Annotated in this window: 24 protein-coding genes and 1 riboswitch; of the genes, 5 read left to right on the forward strand and 19 right to left on the reverse strand. The window is 71.6% G+C overall.

Going from position 1 to position 21,939, the window contains the following annotated elements:
• Positions 1–52 precede the first annotated feature (52 nt).
• Entirely contained in the window at positions 53–334 is a 282-nt protein-coding gene (locus QRN40_RS17025; RefSeq protein WP_285117520.1) for a metallopeptidase family protein, read from the forward strand.
• A gap of 48 nt (positions 335–382) precedes the next feature.
• Here the strand turns inward: QRN40_RS17025 and QRN40_RS17030 are convergent, their stop codons facing one another.
• The 6 genes from QRN40_RS17030 to QRN40_RS17055 all read right to left on the reverse strand — a co-directional run bounded on the left by QRN40_RS17030 (position 383) and on the right by QRN40_RS17055 (position 4,725).
• Entirely contained in the window at positions 383–661 is a 279-nt protein-coding gene (locus tag QRN40_RS17030; RefSeq protein WP_285117093.1) for a hypothetical protein, read from the reverse strand.
• Positions 658–1,311, reverse strand: a complete 654-nt coding sequence (locus QRN40_RS17035; protein ID WP_285117094.1) for a nucleoside/nucleotide kinase family protein — start codon at positions 1,309–1,311, stop codon at positions 658–660. Before QRN40_RS17035 ends, QRN40_RS17030 begins: the two co-directional genes overlap by 4 nt.
• Positions 1,295–2,074: an energy-coupling factor transporter transmembrane component T family protein gene (locus QRN40_RS17040; RefSeq protein WP_285117095.1), complete on the reverse strand. Its 780-nt coding sequence runs from the start codon at positions 2,072–2,074 to the stop codon at positions 1,295–1,297. Before QRN40_RS17040 ends, QRN40_RS17035 begins: the two co-directional genes overlap by 17 nt.
• Complete coding sequence (locus QRN40_RS17045) at positions 2,071–3,582, reverse strand: ABC transporter ATP-binding protein (protein ID WP_285117096.1); 1,512 nt, start codon at positions 3,580–3,582, stop codon at positions 2,071–2,073. Before QRN40_RS17045 ends, QRN40_RS17040 begins: the two co-directional genes overlap by 4 nt.
• Before the next feature lie 5 nt (positions 3,583–3,587).
• A complete protein-coding gene (locus QRN40_RS17050; RefSeq protein WP_285117097.1) occupies positions 3,588–4,223 on the reverse strand; it encodes an ECF transporter S component in 636 nt (211 codons plus the stop codon).
• A 33-nt stretch (positions 4,224–4,256) separates the two neighbouring features.
• Positions 4,257–4,367: riboswitch (TPP riboswitch) on the reverse strand.
• Positions 4,368–4,392: 25 nt separating this feature from the next.
• On the reverse strand, positions 4,393–4,725 hold the full coding sequence (locus QRN40_RS17055; RefSeq protein WP_285117098.1) for a spore germination protein GerW family protein: 333 nt from the start codon (positions 4,723–4,725) through the stop codon (positions 4,393–4,395).
• A gap of 115 nt (positions 4,726–4,840) precedes the next feature.
• On the opposite strand from QRN40_RS17055, the gene QRN40_RS17060 reads away from it, so the two are divergent.
• Positions 4,841–5,755: an endonuclease/exonuclease/phosphatase family protein gene (locus QRN40_RS17060; protein WP_285117099.1), complete on the forward strand. Its 915-nt coding sequence runs from the start codon at positions 4,841–4,843 to the stop codon at positions 5,753–5,755.
• A gap of 12 nt (positions 5,756–5,767) precedes the next feature.
• Here QRN40_RS17060 and QRN40_RS17065 read toward each other — a convergent pair whose 3' ends face one another.
• A complete protein-coding gene (locus QRN40_RS17065; RefSeq protein WP_285117100.1) occupies positions 5,768–7,042 on the reverse strand; it encodes a DNA polymerase IV in 1,275 nt (424 codons plus the stop codon).
• A gap of 57 nt (positions 7,043–7,099) precedes the next feature.
• On the opposite strand from QRN40_RS17065, the gene QRN40_RS17070 reads away from it, so the two are divergent.
• The gene (locus QRN40_RS17070) at positions 7,100–8,104 is read left to right on the forward strand and encodes an aldo/keto reductase family protein (protein ID WP_285117101.1); all 1,005 of its coding nucleotides are present in this window, start codon (positions 7,100–7,102) and stop codon (positions 8,102–8,104) included.
• A 131-nt stretch (positions 8,105–8,235) separates the two neighbouring features.
• Here QRN40_RS17070 and QRN40_RS17075 read toward each other — a convergent pair whose 3' ends face one another.
• From QRN40_RS17075 to QRN40_RS17090, 4 genes are all read right to left on the reverse strand, one after another.
• Positions 8,236–8,931 carry a hypothetical protein gene (locus tag QRN40_RS17075; RefSeq protein ID WP_285117102.1) on the reverse strand — a complete coding sequence of 232 codons (696 nt, stop codon included), beginning with the start codon at positions 8,929–8,931 and terminating at the stop codon, positions 8,236–8,238.
• Between the two features lie 68 nt (positions 8,932–8,999).
• Positions 9,000–9,314 (reverse strand): hypothetical protein, encoded by a 315-nt coding sequence (locus QRN40_RS17080; protein WP_285117103.1) that lies wholly within the window; start codon positions 9,312–9,314, stop codon positions 9,000–9,002.
• 35 nt (positions 9,315–9,349) lie between these two features.
• On the reverse strand, positions 9,350–10,123 hold the full coding sequence (locus tag QRN40_RS17085) for a YidC/Oxa1 family membrane protein insertase (RefSeq protein WP_285117104.1): 774 nt from the start codon (positions 10,121–10,123) through the stop codon (positions 9,350–9,352).
• Between the two features lie 81 nt (positions 10,124–10,204).
• A complete protein-coding gene (locus tag QRN40_RS17090) occupies positions 10,205–10,519 on the reverse strand; it encodes a DUF6412 domain-containing protein (RefSeq protein WP_285117105.1) in 315 nt (104 codons plus the stop codon).
• Positions 10,520–10,617: 98 nt separating this feature from the next.
• On the opposite strand from QRN40_RS17090, the gene QRN40_RS17095 reads away from it, so the two are divergent.
• Both QRN40_RS17095 and QRN40_RS17100 read left to right on the forward strand, forming a co-directional pair.
• On the forward strand, positions 10,618–11,280 hold the full coding sequence (locus QRN40_RS17095) for an SDR family oxidoreductase (protein ID WP_285117107.1): 663 nt from the start codon (positions 10,618–10,620) through the stop codon (positions 11,278–11,280).
• 10 nt (positions 11,281–11,290) lie between these two features.
• A complete protein-coding gene (locus QRN40_RS17100) occupies positions 11,291–13,036 on the forward strand; it encodes a long-chain-fatty-acid--CoA ligase (RefSeq protein ID WP_285117108.1) in 1,746 nt (581 codons plus the stop codon).
• Between the two features lie 14 nt (positions 13,037–13,050).
• On the opposite strand, the gene QRN40_RS17105 is transcribed toward QRN40_RS17100, so the two are convergent.
• From QRN40_RS17105 to QRN40_RS17140, 8 genes are all read right to left on the reverse strand, one after another.
• Positions 13,051–13,569: a PaaI family thioesterase gene (locus QRN40_RS17105; protein WP_285117110.1), complete on the reverse strand. Its 519-nt coding sequence runs from the start codon at positions 13,567–13,569 to the stop codon at positions 13,051–13,053.
• Between the two features lie 27 nt (positions 13,570–13,596).
• Positions 13,597–14,517, reverse strand: a complete 921-nt coding sequence (locus tag QRN40_RS17110; protein WP_285117111.1) for an oxygenase MpaB family protein — start codon at positions 14,515–14,517, stop codon at positions 13,597–13,599.
• Between the two features lie 10 nt (positions 14,518–14,527).
• Positions 14,528–15,085, reverse strand: coding sequence for a YbaK/EbsC family protein (locus QRN40_RS17115; protein WP_285117112.1), 558 nt, complete (start codon positions 15,083–15,085; stop codon positions 14,528–14,530).
• Between the two features lie 95 nt (positions 15,086–15,180).
• Positions 15,181–16,695 carry an Asp-tRNA(Asn)/Glu-tRNA(Gln) amidotransferase subunit GatB gene (gene gatB, locus QRN40_RS17120; protein WP_285117113.1) on the reverse strand — a complete coding sequence of 505 codons (1,515 nt, stop codon included), beginning with the start codon at positions 16,693–16,695 and terminating at the stop codon, positions 15,181–15,183.
• The gene (gene gatA, locus QRN40_RS17125) at positions 16,695–18,242 is read right to left on the reverse strand and encodes an Asp-tRNA(Asn)/Glu-tRNA(Gln) amidotransferase subunit GatA (protein ID WP_285117114.1); all 1,548 of its coding nucleotides are present in this window, start codon (positions 18,240–18,242) and stop codon (positions 16,695–16,697) included. The genes gatB and gatA overlap by 1 nt, the downstream gene beginning before the upstream one ends.
• A gap of 4 nt (positions 18,243–18,246) precedes the next feature.
• Positions 18,247–18,558 carry an Asp-tRNA(Asn)/Glu-tRNA(Gln) amidotransferase subunit GatC gene (gene gatC, locus QRN40_RS17130; RefSeq protein ID WP_285117115.1) on the reverse strand — a complete coding sequence of 104 codons (312 nt, stop codon included), beginning with the start codon at positions 18,556–18,558 and terminating at the stop codon, positions 18,247–18,249.
• 69 nt (positions 18,559–18,627) lie between these two features.
• Entirely contained in the window at positions 18,628–20,457 is a 1,830-nt protein-coding gene (locus tag QRN40_RS17135; RefSeq protein WP_285117116.1) for an alkaline phosphatase family protein, read from the reverse strand.
• Positions 20,458–20,514: 57 nt separating this feature from the next.
• A complete protein-coding gene (locus tag QRN40_RS17140; protein WP_285117117.1) occupies positions 20,515–21,870 on the reverse strand; it encodes an alpha/beta hydrolase in 1,356 nt (451 codons plus the stop codon).
• Positions 21,871–21,939 lie beyond the last annotated feature (69 nt).

A 21,939-nucleotide genomic window follows, 5' to 3' on the forward strand; every position in this document is an offset into this window, starting at 1 on the left:
GGAGGCGTTCGAGGCGCTCGTCACCGACGAGCTCGACCGGCTGCCGGACGACATGGTCGACGGGCTCGACAACGTCGTGTTCGTGGTCGAGGACCGCCCGGAGGACGGCTCCCTCGACCTGCTCGGGTTGTACGAAGGCGTCGCGCTCACCGAGCGCGACAGCTACGGCTTCGGCGAGATGCCGGACCGCATCATCCTCTACCGCGAGCCGCTGCTCGCGCTCTGTGCGGACGAGGACGAACTACGCGACGAAGTGCACATCACGCTCGTGCACGAGATCGCGCACTACTACGGGATCGACGACGACCGGCTCCACGAACTGGGCTGGGCGTAGGCGCCGCCGCGGGGCGGCGTCGCGACGCCGTCAGGCGAAAGGGGTCGGTCAGGCGCCGAAGCCGAAGATCGACTCGTCTTCCTTGTCGGCCGCGACCGGGTCGGAGTCCGGCTCGTCGAAGTGGTACGACACCTGCAGCTGGCCCTCGACGTCGCGCTTCTCACCGGCGACGTACCAGAACGTCGACTCGAGGCCCTCGACGGCGGCGATCACGCCGATGCGCTCGTCCACCTCGCCGCCTACCAGGAAACGGCGGTCGGTCTGGCCGACCAGCGGGCCGTCGACGTATTCGACGATGTACTCGGGGTCCTGTCGTGCTTCGGTCATGACTCCACCGTAGTCCCCGATCGCGCGGCGGTCGCGCCACCGCTCAGATCGGCGCCCGTGACGTCGAGGGTGAGCATCGCGTTCTCCCGAGGATGCTCGCGCTCGGCGAAAGCGTCGAACTCCGCCTGCCAGCGATCCCACTCGACGGCGAAGGTCTCGCCATCGCGGGCGAGGGCGCGCTGCTTGCGCAGGGTGTCGTCCGCCTCGAGCCAGACCGTGAGATCCGCGAGGGCGGCGTTGCGCCGCGAGAGGGTGCCGCATCCCTCGACCACGACGGGATCCGGGCCGGTGACGGTCTCGCGGCCGGCCGGTCGCTCGCGCGCCCAGTCCCAGCGCTGCCAGGTTCCTGCTCCGGAGGCGCGCAGCGGCTCGAGGAGGTCGCGGCCGACCGCTTCGCTCCCGGCGTCGAGCCCGTCCCATCCCGGATAGAGGTCGTCCATCCGCACCAGCCGAGGTCGGCCGGCCGCGGGCCACCCGGCGACGAGCAGATCGGCGAGCGAGCTCTTGCCCGCACCGCTCGGGCCGTCGATCAGAACCACCGGGGTGCGTCCGGCCGCCTGCGCGCGGCGCACCGCGGCGACCACGGCGGCCTCCAGCCCCGACAGCGCCGACAGCGCCGACAGCGCCGAGAGTTCAGGAGAGCGGGGCATTCCAGCTCCCTACCGCCACGGCGGCTCCGACGGCGGCGGCCGCCACCAGCAGGGCGACCACGAGGGTGACCCAGTCGCGGGGCCGGAAGACGGACGGCCGCGCCCAGGTGCGCACGCCCGGCGCGCCGAAGCCGCGCGCCTCCATCGCCGTCGCCAGCTTCGTTCCCCGCCGGAGCGACAGCACGAACAGCGCGAACGACTGCCCGAGGAAGCGGCGGAGCGCGCCGGCCTCCGCGACACCTCGCGCCCGGCGGGCGAGGGTGAGGGCGCGCCAGTCCTCGGCGAACAGCCCCACCAGGCGCAGTCCGGCGAGGCCGCCGATCACGAAGCGCGCGGGCAACTTGAGCAACTGCGCCAGGCCGTCCGCCAGGTCGGTCGGGTCGATCGTCACGAACAGGAGCACCGCAGGCAAGCCGATCGCGAGCACCCGCAGTGCGGTCGCCAGCGCGAGCGCGATCGAGCCGTCGCTGATCTCGACCGCCCACCACTGCACATACACGGTGCCGGAGGTCTGCCCGTAGAGAAGGGTCGTGAGTCCGGCGAGCGGGGCCGCGACCCACACCGGCGCCGTGCGCGCGATGACGGTGCGCAGCGGCAAGCGGGCGAACGACAGCAGGACGAGTTCCAGCACCAGCGCGACGCCGGCCGAGACCGGATCGATGGAGAGCAGCAGAGCGACCGTCACGATCATCGCGGCACCGAGCTTCGCGACAGGGTTCAGCGTCGCCAGCGGTCCGCTGCGGAGGGGCTGGATGAGCGTCACGCGACGACCTCCGCTGCGTCGAGCCGAAGCCGCGCGGCGCCGACGGCCTGCACGAACTCGGCGTCGTGGGTGGCCGCGATGACGGCGTGTCCCTCGTGGCGGAGCCCGGCGATCATCCGCACCAGTTCATCCCAGGTGCGGGCGTCCTGCCCGAACGTCGGCTCGTCGAGCACCAGCAGACGAGGGCGCGTCGCGAGCGCGGTCCCGACGGAGAGGCGGCGCTTCTGACCGCCGGACAGCGTGAACGGGTTGGCGTCCGCGACGCCGGTCAGGGCGAGGCGTTCGAGCAGGCCATCGACGCGCTCCGCGACCTCCGTCTCCGCCAGGCGCAGGGCACGCGGTCCCGCGGCGAGCTCCTCCCGGACGGTGGAGGCGATGAACTGGTGCTCGGGATTCTGGAAGACGCTGCCGATCCGGGTGAGCAGTTCACGCGACCGCCAGCCGGCCGGGTCGGGCGATGCGGCGCCGGCCAGCGGCGGTTCGGCCACGAGCATCCCGCCCAGCGGAGGGAGCAGCCCGCCGAGGGTCAGCGCCAGCGTCGATTTCCCGGCGCCGTTCCTCCCGGTCAGGGCCAGCGCTGATCCCTCGCGCACCTCCAGGTCGACGGGATGCCCGACCGGCTCGCCGACCACCGGGCGTCCGCGTCGGCGGCGGCGCGTGACCGCGGCGCCCCTTCCGAACACCAGCGACCGGGTCGTCAGCAGGGCCGCGCCCTCGGAAACCAGCGGCGCGTCGGGGAGGGGCGCGCCTGGCAGCCAGACGCCGGCGCGAGCCAGCTCTCCGGCGCGGTCCGCGAGCACCGCATCCGGCTCGCCGTCGGCCAGTATGCCGCCGTCCGCGCCCAGCACGACGACGCGCGTGACCAGGTCGCGCCATACGGCGACCCGGTGCTCCACCACGACCAGCGTGGCACCGGTCGCGTCGAGCGCGGCGCGCACCGCATCCCGCACCTCCAGGACGCCGTCCGGATCGAGATTCGCGGTCGGCTCGTCGAGCAGCAGGACGCCCGGACGCATCGCGAGCAGCCCGGCGAGGGCGAGCCGCTGCTTCTGCCCGCCGGAGAGCTGCGCGGTCGCCCGGTCGAGCGGGACGTCGAGCCCCACCGCGCCGAGCGCCGCTCGCACGCGGCTCCACAGTTCGTCCCGCGGCACGCCCAGGTTCTCGCATCCGAAGGCGACATCGTCGCCGACGCGCGCCAGGATGACCTGCGCGTCGGGATCCTGCAGGAGCAGCCCGGCGGTGCCACGGCTCTCCGCTGGGGGACGCCCCGCGACGGTCAGCGTTCCCTCCACCTCGCCGTCGTCGTCCCCGCCGAGCACGCCGGCCAAGCCGGCCAGCAGCGTGCTCTTCCCAGCACCGGACGCGCCGAGAAGCAGAACGCGTTCGCCGGGCTGGATGCGTAGATCGACGCCGCGCGCCGCCCATCCGCTGCGCCCGGCGTACCGCCAGCCCCAGCCGTCGACGTGGACGGCGGCCGGGGCGGCGGATGTGGATGATCCCGTCGGCACGGCGGTCAGGCCCGCGAAACCCTCTGCGCTTCGCCGCCCACCTCGCGCCCCGCGGCGAAGCGGCTCAGCGCTCCCGTCCGCGCGAGAGCGCGCACCAGCAGCCACGAGCCGAGGCCCGCGACGACCAGTCCCGAGATAGTGGTGGTGATCGTGTACGTGATCGCGAACTCCGGCTTCGACCCCGGGTACCAGTAGAGGAGATCGAGGATCGACTCCGCGAGGCCGGCGCCCGCGCCCGCGAGCAGTGCGGGAACGAGCCGCCAGTTCGCGTACAGGAACAGCGCGAAGACGATCTCCGCACCGAGCCCCTGCACGACGCCGGAGAGCAGCGTGGCGAAGCCCCACTGCGTCCCGATCAGCGCCGAGACGATCGCGGCGACCAGTTCGCCGTACAGCGCGGCTCCCGGCTTCCGGACGATGAGGGCGACGAGCACCCCTGCGAACAGCCAGGGACCGTTCAGGATGCCCTGGAAGCCCGGCAGCACGGCGCCGACCGGGCCCGAGATCGGGTTCTGGAGGACTCCCCAGACCCAGAAGACGACGCCGGACGCGACGGCGACGACACTGGCGACGACGATGTCGACGACCCGCCAGCGGAGGACGCGCGGACGCGCGCCCGTGGAGGTGATGGTTGCATGCACTGGACGTGCCCTTTCAGTCTGCGAAACAGGGCACGGGATGTGAGATGGCCTCCCTGCGCTGGCATTACCCAGATCAGGTTCGACGGTCGAGACTTGGAGAAGTCTCCTCTCAGCCCGGCTCACCGGACTCCCGTGTTCGCCTCCAGTGTAGACCGGCGCGGGCCGGGCGCTACTTCTTCAACGCGCGGATGACCCGCGCCCACGCGTGGCCGGCCACCCAGACGAACGGGATGCCCACGGCGAGCAGCGTGATCAGGTTCGGCCGGAACCGCACCCCGGTCTCGTCGGAGATGTAGGCGCCGAAGGGCACCGCCCATCCGCCTCCCCCACCGCCGCCGGGTGCGTCCTCTCCGCCTTCGCCGACGACACCGGCGCCGAAGCCGAACTGGACGGCGGCGACCGGGACGATGGTGGTGCCGTCCACGACGACCGGTTCGCCGTAGACCGACTTGATGCCGGATGCGCTGAGTGTCTCCGCGAGTCGGAGCGAGATGTTCGTCATGCCGCCACCGTAGCGCGCACCCGGCGACCTGACCAGGCTCCTTCGCAGCGCGCATCCACGGCCCTCACAGGGCCTTCGGCGGGTTCTCAGGGACCCGGCCCGCATAATCGCTCGGGTGTCCCTTCTCACCTCGCGCCGGCCCCGCGGCATCCTGACCGGGTTCGGGGCGCTCGCGGTCGGCGCGCTGCTGGCGGGACACGGGATGCTGCCGGACACGGGCGGGGCCGCTTCGCTGATCGAGACGCTGCTGCCGTGGGCCGGGGCGGCCCTCCTGGTGCTCGGGGTCGTCGCGCTGCTGCGGCTGTCGCTCTTCGCCGGTGTTGCGGTCGCGCTGGCCGCCGCCGCCTGGTGGTCGCTCTTCGGCGCCGCCTTGCTGCCCGCGATGCCGGCCGGCGCTCCCGCGTTCCGGGTGGTCAGCGAGAACATCGAGGCCGGCAACGCGTCCGCCGCGACGATCGCTCAGGGGCTCGCCGCACGCGGACCGGAACTCATCGCCCTGCAGGAGCTCGACGCCTCAACACGGCCCGAGGTGGAGACCGTGCTCGACGCGGCCTACCCGCACCACGTGATCGTTGGGACGGTCGGACTGTGGAGCCGCTACGAGCTCAGCGCCGAACAGCGCCTCGACCTCGGGCTCGGCTGGGACCGCGCCCTGCGCGTCGACGTGCAGACCCCCGGGACGCCGACCCGCGTGTACGTCGCCCACCTCGCCTCCGTGCGGATCGGCGAGTACCGGCAACGCGACCGGATGCTGGACCAGCTCGCGACGACCGTCCGCGACGACGAGACGCCGCGACTCGTCGTCGTCGGCGACCTCAACGCCGCGAGCACCGACCGACGGTTCGCTCCCCTGCTGTCGACGCTGACCGAACGCTCCGATGACGCGCTCGGGCTCGGCTTCACCTGGCCGGCGCAGTTCCCCGTCGCCCGACTCGACCACGTGCTCACCCGCGGGCTGACCACCGTGCACAGCGAAGTGCTCCCTGCCAACGGGAGCGACCACCGGCCGATCGAGGTCGGCCTGCGCTGACGGCCGCTGCCCTCAGTCGCTGACGTACTTCGGGTTGCGCCCGTCGCGCTCCTCCTCGTCGGCGTCGCGGGATCGCCGGACCAGCGACGCCGGTCCGATCATCCCGCGCCCGAACCGCGCGCTCACGGCGTCGAGGGTCCGCTCCGTCTCCCGCCACTCCTCGTCGGGATCCCACAGCGCGAGGGCGTCGCCGCCGGCGTCGAGCAGCTGCTCGGCCCGCACACCGATCAGTCGGAGCGGGGTCTGCCGGACATCGAGGTCGAGGGCGCCGAACACATCCCAGGCCTCTTCGAAGAGGCGCCGCCCGACGTTGGTCGGTTCGGCCAGCGTGCGGGAGCGCGTGATCGTCCGGAAATCGGCGAAGCGCACCTTGATCGAGACGGTGCGGGCGACCATCGCGTGCTTCCGCAGGCGCTCGCCGACCATCCCGGAGAGCCGGAGGAACTCGCGGCGCAGGGTGTCGAGGTCTCCCACGTCGGTGCCGAAGGTGTTCTCGTGCCCGATGCTCTTCTCACGCGACTCGGTGACGATGCTGCGCGCATCGCGCCCGTGCGCGAGCTCGTGCAGCTTGCGCCCGGTCGCGTCGCCGACGGCCTTCTGCAGCACGTGCAGCGGGGCGTCCGCGAGGTCGGCGACGGTGACCAGGCCCATCCGCTCGAGGGAGGCCTGCGTGCTCGCGCCCACACCCCACAGAGCGCCGACGGGCAGCGGGCGGAGGAACGCCAGCGTCTCCGAGCGCGGGACGACCAGGAGACCGTCGGGCTTGGCCCGGCCGGACGCCAGCTTGGCCATGAACTTCGTCGCGGCGACCCCCACCGAGCAGGTCAGGCCGGTCTCCGCCTGCACGCGCGACCGGATGAGCTCGGCGATCCGCCGCGGCGAGCCCAGCAGCCGTCGAGCGCCGGTCACATCCAGGAACGCCTCGTCGATACTCAGCGGCTCCACCAGCGGCGTCACGTCGCGGAAGATGTCCATCACCTTGGCGGAGTACTCGGTGTACCGCTCGTAGTGCGGCGGCAGGATGATCGCGTTCGGGCAGAGCCGGAGCGCCTGCGACATCGGCATGGCGCTGCGCACGCCGTAGCGCCGGGCCTCGTAGGTCGCACTCGTGACGACCCCGCGGCCGCCCGCATGGCCGACGATCGCCGGCTTGCCGCGGGCGTCCGGGCGTTCGAGCAGCTCGACCGAGGCGAAGAACGCATCCATGTCGACGTGCAGGATGCCGGCCTCGGAGTCGTCGACGTCGGCCGCGCTGACCTGCCGCTGGCTTCCATCCGCTCGTCCCACCCCTCCAGCTTCTCACCTGCCGCCGACACCGGCGCCGAACGGGGATACGTTTGAACCATGGAATTCAGGTACCTCGGCAACAGCGGACTCAAGATCTCCGAGATCATCTACGGCAACTGGCTCACCCACGGCTCGCAGGTCGAGAACGACATCGCGACGCAGTGCGTGCACGCCGCCCTCGACGCGGGCATCACCACCTTCGACACGGCGGACGCGTATGCGAACACGGTCGCGGAGCAGGTGCTCGGCGACGCCCTGAAGAACCAGCGCCGCGCCTCCCTCGAGATCTTCACCAAGGTCTACTGGCCCACTGGGCCGAAGGGCCACAACGACGTCGGGCTCTCCCGCAAGCACATCCTCGAGTCGATCGACGGCTCGCTGCAGCGGCTCGGAACCGACTACGTCGACCTCTACCAGGCGCACCGCTACGACAGCGAGACGCCGCTCGAAGAGACGATGCAGGCGTTCGCCGACGTCGTCCGCTCGGGGAAGGCGCTCTACATCGGTGTCAGCGAGTGGACGGCCGACCAGCTGCGCGCGGGACACGCGCTCGCGAAGGAGCTCGGCATCCAGCTCATCTCGAACCAGCCGCAGTACTCGATGCTGTGGCGCGTCATCGAGAAGCAGGTGATCCCGACCTCGGGCGAGCTCGGCATCTCGCAGATCGTCTGGTCGCCGGTCGCCCAGGGCGTGCTCACCGGCAAGTACAAGCCGGGCCAGCAGGCGCCGGAGGGCAGCCGCGCCGCCGACGACAAGGGCGGAGCCGACGCTATTCGCAGCTTCATGCGCGAGGACGTGCTGACCGCGGTGCAGGGGCTGCAGCCGATCGCCGACGAGCTCGGCATCACGATGGCGCAGCTCGCCGTCGCGTGGGTGCTGCAGAACCAGAACGTGTCCGGAGCGATCGTCGGGGCGTCGCGCCCCGAGCAGGTGCGCTCGAACGCGGAGGCCGCGGGCATCCGGCTCACCGGCGACATCATGGGGCGGATCGACGAGGCCGTCGGCGACGTGGCGCAGACCGACCCGGAGCTCACCACCTCCCCGTCCAAGCGCCCCGCGTAACCGGCGCCTGCTCCCCCACTGCCGCGCCCGCCGCGTCGAGTGGTGAGCAGATGTCCGAATCCCCGTCGAGTGGTGACATGAGGTCGCAACTCGGCGGGGAGGCGGAGGGGATGCGCGCGGGGGTGCCCCGGTCAGACCAGCGCGGCGACGAGGGGGCGCAGCCAGCCGCGGAACGCGTCGGAGTCGTCGCGCAGGGTGGAGCTGATCGCCACCGTGTGCGGGCCGACGATCCACGCGCCCTTCTCCGCGAGCGGCAGCACGTCGATGTCGAGCCGGAAGTACCCTGCCTGCCGCCGGAGCTCGTGCTCCCGCTCGCGCACCACGTCGACGATGTCCGCCGCGCGGCGCGCATGGTAGTCGGCGCTGGCGCCGAGGTACTCCGCATGCCGGGCCGTCGCCCAGCGGTCAGCGAGCTCGTAGTGCGCGATCACGGCATCCTGCAGCTCGATCGCGCGGTCGAACGCCTCGAAGTGCGGCGGCCGCAACAGCGGAGCCGTCGCCCGGCGGTGACGGTCGGCCGCGAGGTCGAACCAGGCCTGCCACTGCTGCGCCAGCGCATCGGGCGCGGCCGGATCCGTCCCCTCGCCCGTGCCCGGCGGGCGGCCGCGCCGGGGGTCGCCGAGCGGCAGCGGACGCGTCCTCATCCGCCCTCCGACCGGTCCCGGATGGTGGGGCTGGAGTACCGGCGACACGGCCGGATGGAGTGGCGGAAGGGTCGGTTGGACGCGCTCGGAGAGCCCGGTGAGGTCGCGGACGGCGAGCGCCATCAGCAGGTCCCACGGGCAGTCCTCCGTGACCTGCCATCGAAGGGTCCCCTCGACGAACATGCCGTCATTGTAGGTTCGGGGGCTGCGGGGAGGTAGAGGGTGGCGAACCGGTTCAGTGGCACGCCGCCTCAGTCGGGGACGGGCTCCTCGGCGACCAGGAGGGCCGAGGGGACGACGGCCGTCTCGTACGGGCCCCGGCCGTCGCGGCGATACTGCGGCTCCGAGAAGGCGATCGTCCAGGTGGTGAGGCCGTCTGCGGGGCCGTAGACGTTGCGCAGGCTGCGGTCTCCTGGCGCGATGATCACGCCCGTCGGCTCACCGACCCAGTCGTCGCTCGACGGCGGGAGGTGCTCACGCACGTACACCTGCACGCCGACGCCGAAGCCGGGCGCGCTCACGGCGGTGTCGGTCGCAGCGGGTTCCTTCGGGGCGCGTCTCCACATGGCTCTCATCGTTCCATCCCGGGATGTGGGCCCGCTCAGTGCGAGGTCGTCGGTGAGGCAGTGCCGCCGGCGCGGCGTGCGGGGTCGAGCAGCCGCCGGAGCGTCCACCTCTCCGCGACCGTCCAGGCGGTCGAGGTCAGGATGTACACCGCAGCCGCCAGCGGGACGAACGCCGCGAAGACCACGGTCACGTACGGCAGGAACGACAGCGCGCGCAGCATCCCGACCGGCGCCGGCGAACCTTCCGGCTGCGGCAGCGTGAGCACGCGGCGGGACACCGTCGTCACGATCGCGATCAGCGCCAGGACGCCGAGGTACACGAGCATCGCGGGCCAGACGCCCGCTCCGGCCCCCGTCAGCCCGACGAAGCTCGTTCCGAGCGGCGCGCCGAAGGCGTGCTCGCCCAGCAGGCCGTTGGCGTGCCCGGCGATGGTCGCATGGGTGAAGACCGCGTAGAGGAGGGTGACGACCGGGATCTGCGCCAGCAGCGGCAGCATCCCCGCGAACGGCGACACCTGCTCCGCCCGGTACAGCTCCATGGTCTTGCGGGCGAGCGTCTCGCGGTCCCCCGCGTGGCGCCGTTGCAGCTCGGCGAGGTGCGGCGCGAGCCGGCGGCGGCTGTACTCGGCCCGCACCTGGCTGATGCCGACAGGGATGAGCAGGATGCGGACGAGCATCGTCAACGCGACGACGGCGACGAGGCCCGCGGCCGTTCCCGCGAACGGTTCGACGGCGGCGGACAGGCCGGTGACGAGGCCGTACGCCCCGTCGAGGACGGCCGCGATGGGCGGCCAGGAGAAGAAGTCCATGAGTGAGTGATCCCTGCGATTCGGACGAGTGAGGACGCGTCTGGTCGCGGGCAGCGGGTCCGCCTGACAGCGGATCGAACGCTACGCGACCGGCAGGGAGAGGCCCGGCGCCCTGGGGCGCGGTCGCCCATCGGCATCCGGGGCGGACTGGCTCTGGGCGAGCCACCCGGCGACCGGTTCGACCGGCCGGGCCCACGCCGAGCGGACCCGCAGGGATGCGGCGAGCGCCGCCACCGAGCGCAGCGCGGCGGCCGCCACCACGGCGACGAGACCCAGCGCGCCGGCCACACCGGCGAGGGCCACGACTCCAGCGGGGCTGCCTCCGTGCATCCCGAGCCCGGGCATGCCGAGCGCCGACGCGAGTGCGCGTCCGAGGAGCTCGAGCAGGGCGGTCATGGTCACGACCGTAACAGAGCGCGCGGCGGCTGCCCAGAGCGTTCGCGCCCGGCGGAAGCGTGTCGCCTCAGCGGGGCGGTCGGTGGAAGGATGGAAGCATGTCTCGAGTCGCGATCATCGGTGCCCACGGAAAAGTCGCCCAGCAGCTCATGCGGGTGCTCTACGACCGCGGTGACGAGTTCGTGGGCGTCGTCCGCAACGAGGAGCACGCCGACGACGTCTACCGCCTCGGCGGCGAGGGCGCCCTCGTCGACATCGAGAAGGCGGAAGCCGGCGAGCTCGCGAAGGCCATCGAAGGCTGCGACGCCGTCGTCTTCACCGCAGGCGCCGGCGCTGGCTCCGGCATCGAGCGCAAGCGCACGGTCGACTACGGCGGCTCGGTGAAGTCGCAGGAGGCGGCAGCCCAGGCCGGCGTGCGCCGGTTCGTGCAGGTCTCCGCCTGGGGCGTCGACAACCCGGTCGACGACTCGGACCCGGTGTGGAAAGCCTACGTCGAGGCGAAGCGCGACGCCGACGCGGCGCTGCGGGAATCCGCACTCGACTGGACGATCATCCGCCCGGGCGGCCTCACCACCGATGAGGGCACCGGGCGCGTGACGCTCGGCGACAGCGTCCCGCGCGGCAGCATCGCCCGCGAGGACGTCGCCACGCTCATCGCCGTCGTGCTGCACGAGCCGGGAGCCATCGGCAAGCAGTGGGAGGTCATCGGCGGGGACACCCCCATCGAAGACGCCGTGCGGGCGCTGGTCGCCTCCGCGTAGGCTTGCGCGCGTGACAACGGACAGCGTGACCGGCCACGGCGGCGACCACTCCCCCGCCGAGCACTCCCCCTACGATGCGAAACCCTGGGTGGCCAGCTACGCGGACGGCGTTCCCGCAACGGTCGAGGTCCCGGACGGCTCGCTCTCCCACCTCATCGACGCCTCCGTCGAGACGTACGGCCGGCACGTCGCGCTCGAGTTCTTCGGCGCGACCACGACCTATGCCGAGCTGGGCGACCAGATCGCGCGTGCGGCGGAGGGGCTGCGCAAGCTCGGCGTCTCCAAGGGCGACCGCGTCGCTCTCGTGCTGCCGAACTGCCCGCAGCATGTCGCCGCCTTCTATGCGGTGCTTCGCCTCGGGGCGGTCGTGGTGGAGCACAACCCGCTCTACACGCCGCGCGAACTGCGGCACCAGTTCGAGGACCACGGCGCCACCGTCGCCATCGTCTGGGACAAGGTCGCCGCGACCGTGCAGGCGCTTCCCGCCGACCTCGGCGTCACCACCGTCATCTCGGTGGACCTGACCCGCGCCATGCCCGCTTCGAAGCGCTTCGCGCTGCGGCTTCCCGTCCGCGCGGCCCGCACGGCGCGCGAGCAGCTGACCGCGAAGACCTCCGGGACCGTCTCCTGGGACTCGCTCGTCGCCTCCCGCCGCCTGAAGACGTCGTACCCGCGACCGGAGCGCGACGATCTCGCGCTCATCCAGTACACCTCCGGCACGACCGGCTTGCCCAAAGGCGCCATGCTCAGCCACGGCAACCTGAACGTCAACGCCGCGCAGGCGCGCGCCTGGGTGCCGACGATCGAGCGCGGCTCGTCGGTCGTCTACGCCGTGCTGCCGCTCTTCCACGCCTACGGGCTCACGCTGTGCCTGACCTTCGCGATGAGCATGGGCGCGCGGCTGGTGCTCTTCCCCAAGTTCGACCCTGACCTGGTGCTGGATGTGGTGAAGAAGCATCCCCCGACGTTCCTCCCCGCGGTCCCCCCGATCTACGAGCGGCTGGTGCAGGCGGCGGAGAAGCGCACGGTGTCGCTCTCGGGCATCGAGATCGCCATCTCGGGAGCCATGAGCCTGCCGCAGGCCATCGTCGACCTGTGGGAGGACAAGACCGGCGGCTACCTCGTCGAGGGCTACGGCCTCTCGGAATGCTCGCCGGTGCTGATGGCGAACCCGGTCGGCGCGACCCGCAAGCCGGGGACGGTCGGCCTGGCGCTCCCGAGCACCGAGCTGCGCGTGGCCGACCCGGAGGACCCGTCCAGCGACCGGCCGTTCGGCGAGGAGGGCGAGCTGCTCGCCCGTGGCCCGCAGGTGTTCTCGGGATACTGGCGCAAGCCCGACGAGTCGGCGAAGGTCTTCACCGGCGACGGCTGGTTCCGCACCGGCGACATCGTGACGATGGATGAGGACGGCTTCGTCCGCATCGTCGACCGCATCAAGGAGCTCATCGTCACCGGCGGCTTCAACGTCTCCCCGACCGAGGTCGAGGACGCGCTGCGCTCGTTCCCGGGCGTCACCGACGTCGCGGTCGTCGGGCTCCCGGACCGCCGGGGTGGCGAGGTCGTCGTCGCCGCCGTCGTGATGGAGCCGGGTGCGTCGTTCGACGAGGACGCCATCCGCGCCTACGGCCGCGACTGCCTGACGCCGTACAAGGTGCCGAAGCACGTCTACGCCGTGGACGAGCTGCCGCGCTCCATCGTCGGCAAGGTCATCCGCCGGAAGGTGCGGGACAAGCTCCTCGCCGACCAGTCGAAGTAGTCGCCGCCCCCTCGTCAGGCGATCGGGAACACCAGCAGCGACCCGGTGGCCGTGGCGACCGCTTTGCCCGTGGAGTCGGTGATCACCCCGTCGGCGAACGCCACCCGGTTCCCGGGCTTCGTGACGGTCGCCGTGCAGGTGAGCGCGCCCGTGTGCGCGAACACCGGGCGCAGGTAGTTCACCTTGATCTCGATCGAGGTGTAGCCCTGCCCCTGCGGGAGCGTCGTCTGCACCGCGCATCCCAGTGCCGAGTCCAGCGCGGTGCACACGTAGCCGCCGTGCACCGTGCCGATCGGGTTGTAGTGCGACTCGTCGGGCTCGCAGACGAACGTCGCCGTTCCGGGGTCGGCGGCGACCAGCGTCATCCGCATCAGCGCCGTGATCGGAGGCGGCGGCAGTTCCCCGCGCAGCATCGACCGCAGATATTCGAGGCCGGTCATCGTCGGCATCTGGGCGACGCCGGGGGCCGGGTCCTCCCAGGTGACGGTGCGGGTGCGTTCGATCGGGGCCTGTTCGGTGCGGGCGTCGTCCATTCCGTCATCCTCTCGCACGCGGCGGGATCATGCAGCGGCGAGACGTTCCAGCCGTCGTCGTGCCGCCAGTTCCGCCTGCGGCTGCGGCCCCAGCAGCACGCCGGCTCCGCCGAGCACGGCCGCCGTCGCGGTGTGCAGCGGCAGCAGTCGCTCGGTGCGCGTGGGCGGCATCCCGAGCAGTGCCCGGTGGCGCGGCTCGAGCGTCGAGACCGCTGCGCGGAAGACGACCCGGTACGACGGGCGCAGCATCCGGCGCAGCGGTGCCCGCCGGATGAACCGGACGATCTCCTCGACGTCGTCCCCGCCACGCAACTCCCCCGCGTCGGTGACCGCGTCGATCTCGGCCCTCAGGGCGGCGGCGGTGCGCGGCGGATCCTGGACGCCCATGAGCTCGGCCGCGGTCGCCCATTCCGCGACGTAGCCGTCCGCCCCTCCCGGGATGGGCGCGCCCCAGTGCTCATGCGCCGTCAGGAAGGCATCCGTGAACGCGAGATGCACCCAGCGGGCGAGGTCCGGATCGTTGGCCGTGTACGGGCGCTCGACGCCGTGCCCGTCCACGTAGGTGCCCGTCACGCGCCGGTGCAGCGCCTGCACCATCTCGGAGCCGGCGATCGCCTGGCCGCGGCTGCCGAAGGTGACCGTGTGGATCCACTGGATGGTCCCCGCGAGGCGGCCCAGCGGGTCTTCGCGGTAGCGGGAGTGGTCGCGAACCCCCGCGAGCGCTCCGGGATGCAGCGCCTGCAGCAGCAGCGCTCGAACGCCGGCCACGAGGGTCGGCATGCCGCCGTGCACGGCCCACGCCGCGCTGTCCGGCGAGAAGAAGCCCTCGTCCTCGCCCGACTCCAGGCGGAGGATCCACGCCGGCACCTCGTCGGACCGCCCGGCGAGGGTCTCGATCAGGCGGGAGCGGACCGGTCCGAGAACGCGGTCGACGGCGGTTCCGGTCATGACGGGCGGCTCATCCGGCAGACACCTCGAGGCCGAGCCCGTCGATCGCCTGGGCGTTCGGCAGCTCGCCGAGCAGGCGGCCCGGCAGCAGGATCTTCGAGCGGCGGACGCCGGACCCGATGATGACGACGTCGGCCTCCAGCACGCCGGAGTCGACCAGCACGGGCCAGCCGTCCGGAAGCCCGATCGGGGTGATGCCGCCGTACTCCATGCCGGTCAGCTCGACCGCACGGTCCATCGGCAGGAAGGAGGCCTTGCGAACGTCGAGCAGCCGCTTCACTGTGTTGTTGACGTCGGCCCGGGTGGTCGAGAGGACGACACAGGCGGCGATGCGTTCGACGCCCTCCCGCTTGCCTCCGACGACCACGCAGTTGGCGAGGTTCGACGCATCCAGCCCGAACTCGTGGCGCGTCGCGGCGGTGTCGGAGATGTCCGGGTCGATCTCGACGACGCCGACCTGGTCGAGCCAGCCGAGCGCCTCCAGCGTCGTCAGCGTCGCCGGGGCGACGAGATCGGTGCGGGTTGATGCAGGAGCCGTGGTGAGCCCGCCGAGAGTGAAGACGCCCATAGCCCCACGCTAGCGCGCTCCACCGACGAGATTTGCGCCAAATCTCGGTTCCGACGAGGGCAGAACCGCGATTTGGCGCAAATCGTCAGGGAACGCTACTCGGCGCTCGCGCGCTCGAGCACCAGCTCGCGCACGCGGGCGGCATCGGCCTGGCCGCGCATCGCCTTCATCACGGCACCGATCACCGCACCCGCCGCCTGCACCTTGCCGTCGCGGATCTTCGCCAGCACGTCCGGCTGAGCGGCCAGGGCCTCGTCGATCGCGGCGATCAGCGCGCCGTCGTCCGAGACGACCGCGAGCCCGCGGGCGTCGACGACCTCCTGCGGACGTCCCTCGCCGGCGATGACGCCTTCGAGCACCTGACGTGCGAGACGGTCGGTCAGGGTGCCCGCGTCGATCAGACCGGCGAGCTCCGCGACGTGCTGCGGGCTGACCAGCGTGCCCGCAGGCACGTTCTGCGCGTTGGCGAGACGGGCGATCTCTCCGGTCCACCACTTGCGGGCGGCCGCGGGGGTCGCGCCCGCTGCGATCGTGGCCTCGACCTCGTCGAGCAGGTCGGCGTTGGCGACGTCCTGGAACTCGAGGGCGGTGAAGCCCCACTCGGCGGTGAGACGCTTGCGGCGCGCGGCGGGCTGCTCCGGCAGAGTGCCGCGCAGCTCCTCGACCCACTCGCGGCTCGGGGCGACCGGCACGAGGTCGGGCTCCGGGAAGTAGCGGTAGTCGTCGGCGTCCGACTTCGGACGGCCCGCGCTCGTCGTGCCCGAGTCCTCGTGCCAGTGGCGCGTCTCCTGCACGATGGTGCCGCCGGCGTCGAGGATGGCCGCCTGACGCTGGATCTCGTAGCGTACCGCGCGCTCGATCGACCGCAGCGAGTTGACGTTCTTCGTCTCGGTCCGGGTACCTAGCTCGGTGCTGCCGCGGCGGCGGAGGGAGATGTTCGCGTCGCAGCGGACGTTTCCCTCCTCCATGCGCGCGTTGGACACGCCGAGACCCTTGACGATGTCGCGGATGGCCCGGACGTAGACGCGGCCGACCTCGGGAGCGTCGGCCTCGGCGCCCTCGATGATCTTCGTCACGATCTCGACCAGCGGCACACCGCCGCGGTTGAAGTCGACGAGCGAGTAGTCCGCGCCCTGGATGCGACCCGTCGCGCCGCCGACGTGCGTCAGCTTGCCGGCGTCCTCCTCCATGTGGGCGCGCTCGATCTCGATGGTGAGCTCGCGCCCGTTCTCGAGCTCGATGGTGATCGTGCCGTCGTGCGCGATCGGCTCGTCGTACTGGGACGTCTGGAAGTCCTTGGCGAGGTCCGGGTAGAAGTAGTTCTTCCGGGCGAAACGGCTCGACTCCGCGATCTCGCAGCCGAGCGCGAGACCCAGGCGGATGCTCGACTCGATGGCCTTCTCGTTCACCTGCGGCATGCCGCCCGGGAGCCCCAGGCAGGTCGGGCAGGTGTTCGTGTTGGCGCCGGAGCCGAACTCGTTGGCGCAGCCGCAGAACATCTTGGTCTTGGTGTTGAGCTCGACGTGCACCTCGAAGCCGAGCACCGGCTCGAACAGCTCCAGGGCCTTGTCGTAGTCCATCAGCTGGACCTTCTGGGCAGTGTTCGCCATCAGACGGCTCCCTCTTCGCTCGCGAACATCTCGGTGGCGCTCAGATCCGGCGCCTGGGCGAGCAACGGGCCGCCCCACTTCTCCTCGAGCAGCTGCTCGAGCGCCGCTCCGTACGTGTACAGACGGGCGTCCGCGCGGGCCGGCGCCATCAACTGCATCCCGACGGGCAGACCGTCCTCCGGCGCGAGGCCGATCGGGAGTCCCATGCCCGGTACCCCGGCGAGGTTCGCCGGGATGGTGGTGATGTCGTTCAGGTACATGGCCATCGGGTCGTCGATCTTCTCGCCCAACTTGAAGGCGGTGGTCGGCGCGCTCGGGCTGACCAGCACATCCACCTTCTCGAAGGCGGCGGAAAAGTCGCGCTGGATGAGCGTGCGGACCTTCTGCGCGCTGCCGTAGTAGGCGTCGTAGTAGCCCGCGCTCAGTGCGTACGTTCCGAGGATGATGCGGCGCTTCACCTCGGGGCCGAAGCCCGCGTCGCGGGTGGCGGCCATGACGCGCTCGACGGTCACCGGGCCCTCTGACGGGTCGACCCGCAGGCCGAAGCGCACCGAGTCGAAGCGCGCGAGATTGCTCGACGCCTCGGCCGGGAGGATCAGGTAGTAGGCGGAGACGGCGTACTCGAAGCTGGGCGCGCTGACCTCGACGATCTCGGCGCCCGCGGACTCCAGCAGGGCGAGCGACTCGTCGAATCGCTGCTTGACACCCGACTGGAAGCCGTCGCCCGCGATCTCGCGGATGACGCCGACGCGCACGCCCTTCAGCGCGCCCTCACGGAACCCGGCGCGTGCCGCGTCGGCCATCGACGGCCACGTGTCGGTCAGCGACGTCGAGTCGAATTTGTCGTGCCCGCCGATCACGTCGTGCAGCAGGCCCGCGTCGAGGACGGAGCGGGACACCGGCCCCACCTGGTCGAGCGAGCTCGCGAGCGCGATGGCGCCGTACCGGCTGACGCCGCCGTAGGTGGGCTTCACGCCGACGGACCCCGTCACCGCGGCCGGCTGGCGGATCGACCCGCCGGTGTCGGAGCCGAGTGCGAGCGGAGCCTCGAAAGCGGAGACGGCCGCAGCCGAGCCGCCGCCGGATCCACCCGGGATGCGCTCGAGGTCCCACGGGTTGCGGGTCGGACCGTAGGCCGAGTGCTCGGTGGAGGAGCCCATGGCGAACTCGTCCATGTTGGTCTTGCCGAGCGGCACGAGGTCTGCCTCGCGCAGCTTGCGGACGACCGTCGCGTCGTACGGCGGAATCCAGCCCTCGAGGATCTTGGAGCCGGACGTCGAGGGCATGTCCTCGGTCGCCAGCACGTCCTTGATCGCGATCGGGACGCCCGCGAGCGGGCCGAGCCGCTCGCCGGCGGCTCGGCGGCCGTCGATCTCGGCTGCGGTGCGCACGGCCTTCTCGGCGGCGACGTGGAGGAACGCGTGGACGTCCGCATCCACCGCCTCGATGCGGTCGAGGTGGGCGCGCACGGCGTCGACGGAGGAGACCTCGCCTGCGGCGAGCTTCTCGGCGAGGACGGAGGCGGAGAGCCTGGTCAGGTCGGTCATGCGCTTACTCCTCGTCCAGGATGGTGGCCACCTTGAAGCGGTCGCCCTCGCGCGCCGGAGCACCGGACAGTGCCTGCTCGACGGTCAGCGACGGCCGCACCTCATCACTGCGGAACACGTTCGTGAGCGGCAGCGGGTGGCTCGTCGCGGGGACGTCCGGTCCGGCGACCTCCTGGACCTTCGCGACGGACTCGACGATCTGGCCGAGCTCCTTCGTGAGGCTCTCGAGCTCTTCCGGGCTGAGGTCGATCCGGGCGAGGTTCGCCAGGTGCGCGACCTGTTCTGCGCTGATGTCGCCTGCGCTTGATTCAGACAAGGGTGCGTCTCCGTGGGATTCGGTGGTGGGGTGGACCGCGCTCGAACGGCGAGCAGCGCCACTTCGATTCTAGGGCGAGCCGAACAGCCCGCGCCCCAGCCCGTTGACCGCTTGGTAGGCCTCCTTGTAGGTGCGCGGGACCTGCGCCCCGGGGGCGCCGTAGCGCGCCATGAGAAGGCCGACCAGTCCGACCCCCGGCGGGCTGAGCGGACGGTCCTCATCCTGGGGTGCGGGCGCGTCCGCCTCCGGGTTCGCGGGGAGGTACTGGGGATGCGTGTCGGGCCACGTCCCCGGCTGGCGCGGCGTGGTGCGGTTGATCGCGTTGTCGATCGTGCGCGCGCCGCGGTCGCGCTCCGTCAGATGTTTCATCCGGAACTTCTTGCTGAGGGTGGCGATGACCGCGCCGTGGTGCATCTCCTCGTGGATGATCGTGTTGCGCTCGGTGTAGGCCGAGATCGCGATGGCGGGGACGCGCACGCCGAGCCGGTCGAACCCGAAGCCGTTCTCCCCCGGTCCGCTGTCGTCCGGCGGCGTCGCGGGGCCGGGTGCGACGTGATCGTAGGTGCCGCCGTGCTCGTCGAAGGTCACCAGCAGCATGGTGTTCAGCGCGTTGGAGCCGCGGGCGCTCCGGGAGGAGCGGATGGCGGAGTAGATGCGGTGCAGCAGCAGGTCGCCGGCACGGACGTCGGAGATCGCACCGCCGACGACGACCCCGCCCGCGATCTCCTCCTCTGTCATCGGACCGCCCGGCGGATGCATGTCGTTGTGGTCGTACAGCAGGCGCGGCTCGACGAAGGCGTAGTCGGGCAAAGTGCCCTCCGCGACATCGACGTAGAACTGAGACATCGTGCGGAAGTGCGTCTTCCAGAACTGCTCGAGGACCGGAGCGTGGATGAAGCCGGTGAGCGAGATCAGCTGCCGGTCGTCGAAGTAGACGCGCCAGCTGCGGCCCGCCTCCTCCAGCCGGTTGAAGATCGTCGGCGAGTCGTTCTTCGGGTCGAACCACTTGCGCAGCCCCTCGGCACCCCCGTTGTCGACGTACCCGTGCGACGTCGAGGCGTTGAAGAACGACCGGTTGCAGAACGTCTGGGACGGCACGGCACTGTGCCAGTCGTCGTACACGGCGAACTGACGCGCGAGCGTGGTGAAGACCGGCAGCATCTCGGGCGTGAAGCCGCCCATGACGCGGCGGTAGTCGTCGAGTGCGGGCTCGCGGCCGGTGTCCTTGCGCAGCACGCCGATGTAGTCGCGCACGAAGCCGCGCATCGTTGGTTTCGCACCGGGGTGCGGCGCGTTGTACGGCGGCAGGATTTCCGGGAGCCGGGCGTCGGCGTTGGAGGGCGGATCGATGACCTCGTACAGCTGGGTGTTGACGTGCGGGTACACCTCGCCGGGGTCGGGCGACGGCTGCCGCATGACGAAATCGGTGGTGCCCTCGTAGGCGTGCGCCGGGATGTCCGGACCGCCCGCCGGATCCGGGTTGCTGTACTCGCCGAACGCGAGACCCTCGAACCGCTTGCCCTTCGGGAGGTTCCGCTCGTCGTAGAGGTGGCCCAGCAGGTTGTCGAACGAGCGGTTCTCGTACATCAGCACGACGAGGTGGTCGAACCCCGGACCTCCACCGCGCGGCGGGAGGGGCGGATACTCCTCGCCCACTTCGTCCGAGGTGGGCGAGCTGTGCGCGGCGGCCGCCCCGAGGGCCGCACCCGCCGCGCCACCCGCTGTGCCGCCGGCCACCGCACCGGCAGCAACGAGGCCCGCGCCGGTGAGGAACGCGCGGCGGCTCGCCCCGCGCGGAGCAGGAGCGGAACCCGGTTCGGGCGCCGAACCCCGCTCAGCCGCCGAACCCCGCTCAGGCGCAGCGCCTGGCTGGTCGGGAAGCTCGTCGTCCGGTCGCATCCCACCCATTATGGTCGCCGCCACCGACAACCCGTCCAGTGGTCTGCGGCGGGACGCTCAGCGAGCGGACGCCTGCGTCGTCTCCCCTGCCGAGCCGCCGCTGCCCGCGCTGTCGCCGATGACCAGCTCGCCGCGGTCGATGCCGATCATAGCCAGGTTGCGCATGGACTCCGTGCCGGGCGAGAAGTACTCGTTGTGCCCGGAGGAGCCGCCCAGGGACACATGCGTGATCGGGTCGACCGCGCCGCCGACGCCCATCGGCTTCGCGCCGTAGCCGGGTGACCCCGGGTCGCTGCCGAAGAAGGCGCTGTTCACGATCGGGTCCATCGGCGCCTCCCCAACGAAGACGTTGCCGCCGGTCACCGCGAGCCCGGCCACCGACTGCGCGTCGCTTCCCGGCGACCCCATCAGCGCGAGCGCGTCCACCGTCACCGTGTGACGCTCGAGCGCCATCAGCGCCGCCGTCGAGCCGTAGGAGTGGGCGAAGACGCTCAGGTAGGGCTGGTCGGCGTTGCGGAGGGCGCGGATGCCCTCGAGCGTGCGCTCCAGCCCGTCCGCGCCCTGCGTGGCGAGGGTCGTGCCGCCGATGTTCGTCAGGACGGGCGTCTGGTAGCCGATCCACGCCACCACGGCCACGCCGGGGGCGCCGCCGTGTCCGCGCGGTCCGAGGATCCGGCGCAGGGTCCCGGTCTGCAGGTCGTACTGTTCCTGCGCCACCTTCGCCCACGACTCGATCTGCTCGCCGACCGACATGTACATCCCCGGCACGAGCACGCTCACGTACGACGCCGTGCGGAGGTCGCCGACCACGATCGAGGCCTTGGCGTCCGCGCTCGGGTCGAGCGCCACGAGGGTGCGGGTGACCCCGTCGTGCTTCGACAGGGCCTTGCCAACGTTGTTGAGGGTCTGCAGCTGGCGCTGCAGAGCGACACGCTGGGCCCGTCCGTGCGCCGACTTGACGGTCTTCGTGACGGACGCGATGGTCTGCTTCAGGTCGAGGGAGTTGGCGCGACCACGGACGTCGTAGGGCACACCCTCCAGGTTGCCGACGACGTGCGGCGCGGCCTGGATGAGCATCTGCTGCTTGTCCGGGTCGATCAGGTTCCAGAGGCGGCTGACATCGACGGCCGTCGGCGGGTTCACGAGCAGCGCGTCGAGCTTGGCCCGGTTCGCGTCGAGGAAGGACGGAAGCGCTGCCGAGTTGAGTCCGGCGACCGCGCCCAGGAGAGCGGCGGAGGTCGAGCGACCCGCAGGCCCGGCGGGAAGATCCGACACCGGACCGGCGACGGATGCGAGCGACACGGAGGCCGGGGACACGGACGACGGCGAGACGGATCCGACCGACACGGACGCCGGCGAGGCCGACACCGCAGACGTGACCGCGGAGACCGACGAGACCGCGTTGTGCTGCACGTCGGCAGGCAGCACAAAAGCCCCGGTCAGTCCGGAGACTACCGAGGTAACAGTGAGTACAGCTGCAAA

This window comes from Leifsonia sp. fls2-241-R2A-40a (assembly GCF_030209575.1).
Lineage (GTDB): Bacteria > Actinomycetota > Actinomycetes > Actinomycetales > Microbacteriaceae > Leifsonia.